The sequence below is a fragment of the Arthrobacter sp. Y3221157 genome, assembly GCF_059089865.1.
The window spans coordinates 1-4,573 of record NZ_JBNHFD010000144.1; the positions used below are offsets into that span (position 1 = coordinate 1).

4 protein-coding genes are annotated in these 4,573 nt (G+C 68.8%); 1 reads left to right on the forward strand and 3 read right to left on the reverse strand.

What is annotated here, in order from left to right; genetic code table 11:
* Positions 1-30: 30 nt before the first annotated feature.
* Entirely contained in the window at positions 31-1,107 is a 1,077-nt protein-coding gene (locus AC5RTT_RS19685; RefSeq protein WP_494146585.1) for a M24 family metallopeptidase, read from the forward strand.
* 217 nt (positions 1,108-1,324) lie between these two features.
* Here AC5RTT_RS19685 and AC5RTT_RS19690 read toward each other — a convergent pair whose 3' ends face one another.
* The 3 genes from AC5RTT_RS19690 to AC5RTT_RS19700 form a co-directional block, all read right to left on the reverse strand.
* On the reverse strand, positions 1,325-2,776 hold the full coding sequence (locus AC5RTT_RS19690; protein ID WP_494146582.1) for an aldehyde dehydrogenase (NADP(+)): 1,452 nt from the start codon (positions 2,774-2,776) through the stop codon (positions 1,325-1,327).
* A gap of 28 nt (positions 2,777-2,804) precedes the next feature.
* On the reverse strand, positions 2,805-3,914 hold the full coding sequence (locus AC5RTT_RS19695; RefSeq protein WP_494146583.1) for a mandelate racemase/muconate lactonizing enzyme family protein: 1,110 nt from the start codon (positions 3,912-3,914) through the stop codon (positions 2,805-2,807).
* Positions 3,914-4,573: 5-dehydro-4-deoxyglucarate dehydratase (locus AC5RTT_RS19700; RefSeq protein ID WP_494146584.1), on the reverse strand; the 660-nt coding region annotated here is incomplete at its 5' end. The genes AC5RTT_RS19695 and AC5RTT_RS19700, both read right to left, overlap by 1 nt.

Consider the following 4,573-nt stretch of genomic DNA (forward strand, 5'->3'; position numbering starts at 1 on the left):
GGTTTCGCGGCCGCCCATGACGTCCGGGTTGTGCCCGCCTCCGCCGCGGACCGGGAGGTCAAGCGCCGCCGGGTGCTGGACATCCTGGATGCCGCCGGCCGGGATTCGCTGCTGCTGACCACGCACACGGCGCTGACCTGGTACCTGGACGGCAGCCGCGTCCACATCAGCCTGGCCGGCGACCCCATCGCCGCGGTGCTGGTCGACCGGACCGGCGACCACCTGGTGACGTTCAGCAACGAGGCCGGACGCATTGCGACCGAGGAGCTCCCGGCGGGCGTCTCCCTGCACACCGTCCCCTGGTACGGAAACCTGCACGAGGCTGCCGCCGCCGTCGGAACGTCCGCCGCTGCCCGGCAGCAGCCACTGGCCGAGGCCGAAGTCGTGGCCGAACTGCGGGCCGCCCGTCAGCAGCTGCTGCCGGGCGAAAGTGCCCGGTACGCCCGGCTCAGCAGTGAATTGGCGGCCATCATGACCGACGTGCTGTCCGTAGCCCGGCCGGACACCACCGAATTCGGGCTGGTCTCGAAACTGGCTGAGCGTGTGGTGGCTGCGGGGGCCGAGCCGCTGGTCCTGCTGTGCAACGGCAGTTCCCGGAGCGATTTCCGCCACCCGCTGGCCACCCATTCCCCCCTCGGCCGGCGTGCCATGGCCGTGGTCTGCGCCCGACGCGACGGGTTGGTAGCCAACATCACCCGCTGGGTGCGGTTCGACGCCGGCACCGCCGAAGAACGCGACGCCGAGTCCCGGATCGCCGCGGTGGAGGCCGACATCTTCGATGCCACGGTCCCCGGCGCGCGGCTGGACCGGATCTTCACCGAAATCAAGGCCGCCTACACCCGCCACGGCTTCGGCACTGACCAGTGGGAGCAGCACCACCAGGGCGGACCCGCCGGCTACGCCGGACGAGACCCCCGCGTCACTTCTGCCGTCACCGACACCGTGGTCCTGGGCCAGACCTTCACCTGGAACCCGTCCGGCCCCAAGGTGAAGATCGAGGACACCGTGCAGCTCACCGAATTCGGGCTGCAGGTCCTGACGGCTGATCCCCGCTGGCCGGCGGCCGCCGTGAACGGGGTGCAGCGCCCCGTCACGCTCCAGCTCTAAGCCTGACAACAAATGACCCCGCGGCCGTTGGTCCCGGGGTCATTTGCCTGCCGGTGACTCTCTCCATCGACGCGCAAATTCAATGTCGACCAGCGCGTACCAAAAACGCTCCCGCAGTTGGGGCCGGAACTCCGGCCGCAACTGCGGGAGCGTTTGTGCTCATCCCGCATCAGGTGAGAGAGCGATTGGGTTAAAGCGACATGAAGTGAGAGAGCGCTTATGGAAGCACCAGTTCCCCGTCCACGCGGCGCGGGATGCGCAGCGGGTTGTCCTCGTGCAGGGCGGGGTGCAGCACGGATTCCGGGGCGTCCTGGTAGGCGACCGGGCGCTGGAACCGGCGGACCGCCGTCGCACCCACCGAGGTGAACAGCGACGTGGTGGCAGGGTACGGCCCGCCGTGCTGTTGGGCCCAGTTCACTGCTACGCCGGTGGGCCAGCCGTCGAACAGGACCCGGCCGGCCAGTCCGGAGAGCTGTTCCACCAGCGCGTCGATGTCCTCGCCGGGCTGGGCGTGCAGAGTGGCAGTGAGGCTGCCGGGCACCTTGGCCAGCACCGCGGACAGCTCGGCCGGGTCCTTGTACTCGATCAGCATGGTGGTGGGGCCGAAGCACTCCTCCAGGAGCTGTTCGGGGCGTTCCAGCACCCGGGCGGCGGAGGTTGAGAAGACCACGGGCGCGGCACCGTTGGCGGCGGCGTCCTGGTCCACGCTGCCGCTGACCACCTCAACCCCGGGCACGGACGCGAAACTGCGCAGTCCGTCGGGGTACGCCTCGGCGATCCTGCTGGTCAGCATGCCGGCAGCGGGCTTGTCCTTGCTGGCCTCCGCCACTTCCCGGGCAAAGGTAGATCCTGCCGGGATGAAGACCAGGCCGGGCTTGGTGCAGAACTGGCCGGCGCCAAGGGTGAAGGAAGCGGCCAGTCCGGCGGCGAGCCGGCCGCTGCGTTCGGCCAGTGCTGCCGGGGTGATCACCACCGGGTTGAGACTCCCCAACTCCCCGTAGAACGGAATCGGATCCGGGCGGGAGGTGGCGAGGTCGAACAGCGCGCGCCCGCCGGGGATGGACCCGGTGAAGCCCACTGCCTTGATGGCTGGGTCCTGGACCAGTGCGGTGCCCACTTCCCGACCGCTGACCAGCGCGAACAGGCCCGCGGGTGCACCCGCGGCATGGAGCGCCTCCGCCACGATCTCCGCTGTTCGCTCCGACAGCCGCAGGTGGCCCGAGTGGGCCTTGACGATGACGGAGCAGCCCACGGCCAGGGCGGAGGCGGTATCGCCACCGGCCACCGAGAAGGCGAACGGGAAGTTGGAGGCCGAGAATACAGCCACCGGTCCGATAGGACGCAGGATGCGGCGGAGGTCCGGCCTCGGTGGCGTGGCGGCCGGGTCGGCGTGGTCGATGACGGCCTCCAGATAGGAGCCCTCCGTGATGACTTGGGCGAAGAGCCGCAGCTGCCCGGTAGTCCGGGCAACCTCGCCGGTCAGACGGGTGCTGCCCAGGCTGGTCTCCGCGTCAGCGATCTCCACCAGTTCGGCGGCGTTGGCGTCCAGGGCATCAGCCACCGCCGTGAGCCAGCCCGCCCTTTCGGAATCGGCTGCCGCAGCGGAAATTTTGGCTGCAGCTGTGGCAGCGGTTGTGAGTTCGGACAGGGAAAGCGTTGCAGTTGTCACGTCGGAAACCTGTTCGTCGTATGTGCGTTCATGGTTGCAGCCCTTCCCGGAAGCGAAAGCCGAGCCCCGGCTGGCCGGTCAGCGCCACCCGGCTGTCGCTGAAGCGCACCGGCGACGGCCCGTCCAGGATGCCCAGTTGCTCGAATGATGCTTCCTCCACGTCCTCCACAAGGGTGGGTTCGGCAAGGGTGAGCGCCAACTGCCCGGAGAGCTCCGGAAGCAGGTGGGGCATCACCCGGATGCTGTTGGTCCGGGCCAGCTCAACAATCCGGCGGAACGGGGTGATCCCGCCAACCCGGATGATGTTGGGCTGGATGATGTCCACCGCTTCTGCCTCTATGAAATCGCGGAAGCGGTAAACGGTGTGCAGGTTTTCGCCCAGGGCAATCGGAACCGGCGAATGCTTGCGGAGCCGGCGGTACGCCCACAGGTCATCGGCACGGATAGGCTCCTCCAGCCATTCAAGGCCGAATTCGGACAGGACATCCAGGGCCCGGAAGGTGGTGGGCAAATCCCAGCGCTGGTTCGCGTCGATCATGAGCTTGCGGTGCGGGCCCAGGACGGAACGGACTGCCTGCACCCGCTCATAGTCTTCCCGGAGGTCCGGCTTGCCCACCTTGATCTTGACTGCCTGGTGCCCGGCCGCCACCCACCGTTCGGCCTGCGAAACCAGCTCGTCCAGGGTGTAGTGCAAATTCACCCCGGACCCGTAGACCTCGGCGGATTCCTGCCGCCAGCCAATCAGGCCGGTGACGGTGGTTCCCGCTTGCCGGGCTTGCAGGTCCCACAGGGCCAGGTCCACGCCGGACATGGCAATGGTGGTGAGCCCTCCCCCGCCCGCTTCATGCAGGCGTTTCCAGAGTGCATCCCACACGGCCTCGGGCTGCGCGGGCAGCCCGGTGACGAATGGGGCGATGTCGTAGTCCAGCAGCGCCTTGACCGCCTGCGGGCCAATGGTGGGCGTCCAGGAGAAACCATGCCCCGCACCGCCGTCGTCCGTCTGGATCTCGGTGACGATCACGTGGTTTTCCGGCGCCTCGGCGCCCCAATGCCGCCGCAGGGGCACGGTGAGGAGCCTGCTGCTGAGCCCGGTGATCCGCGGCACGGTACGGACGGCCTCCGTTGCGGGGGCGCTCATCAGCGTCCGGCCAGCTCGTAGCCCCTGGCAAGGATGGCCTTGAGCTCCAGTTCCTGGTCCTCGGTTGGGTCCACCAGCGGCGGGCGCACGGACCCGACAGGAAGCCCACCCAGCCGAAGCCCGGCCTTGATGAGTGACACACCGAAGCCGGGGGTCTGGTCGCGGAGGCGAACCAGGGGCGCATAGAAGCCCTCGAGCAGGGCGTTGCGGCGTTCTTCGTCCCCGGAAACATAGGCGTCGTAGTAGGCCTTGGCGATTTCCGGTGCCATGGCGAACGCCGCGGAGGAGTACAGCGGGATGCCTAGGCCGCGGTAGGCACCCTGGGTCAGTTCGGCGGTGAGCAGGCCGTTGAAGAAGGCGAAGTCGTCCCGGCCGGCCGCCTTGACGGCGGAGACGATCTCCTGCGCCAGGCCAACGTCGCCCAGGCCGTCCTTGAAGCCGATGACCTTGGGGTTGGCTGCCAGCCGTGCCATGGAGGCCGCCGTGAACTTGGCGTTGCCGCGGTGGTAGACGATGACGGGCAGGCTGCTGGCCGCAGCCACGGCTTCTATGTAGGCAACGAGCCCGTCGGTGGGGCCGGTCACCAGGTACGGCGGCAGCACCAGGAGGGCATCGGCCCCGGCTTCCTCGGCCGCGCGGGCGGCGGCGAGTGCGTGGCC

Bases quoted from the DNA above. Each gene is read 5' to 3' on its own strand.
- AC5RTT_RS19695 (WP_494146583.1), bottom strand. From the start codon at position 3,914: ATGAGCGCCCCCGCAACGGAGGCCGTCCGTACCGTGCCGCGGATCACC.